Annotated in this window: 1 pseudogene; it reads right to left on the bottom strand. The window is 61.9% G+C overall.

Going from position 1 to position 239, the window contains the following annotated elements:
- Positions 1-239 (bottom strand): annotated as a pseudogene (locus tag KVT28_RS26620) (phosphopentomutase); the annotation flags it as partial.

The following is a 239-nucleotide window of genomic DNA, read 5'->3' as shown; positions in this document are numbered from 1 at the left end:
CTCTATGGCTGAAGTAGCCCCAATCAAACAGCACCGGCCCGCCGGCGATTTCCCAGTGGCCCGACGGCGTATCTTTACCGGACGACATTTCGCTGGCGTAAGCATACGCACCGATGATTTCCGCGTTGGGATCGAGGCCTGGCGGGAAACGACCGGTAGAGAGCGCAGCCGCTTTGCCGAGGCCCAGTTTGGTCAGGTACGGTAAGTGCAGCGGGCCTTCGCGACCTTCATTGGCGCGG

The organism is Pantoea sp. GbtcB22, from assembly GCF_019091025.1.
In the GTDB taxonomy this organism is placed as follows: Bacteria; Pseudomonadota; Gammaproteobacteria; order Enterobacterales; family Enterobacteriaceae; genus Pantoea; species Pantoea leporis.
Note: the sequence above shows the minus strand (reverse complement) of the source record. Positions and strands in the feature narration are given on the sequence as shown.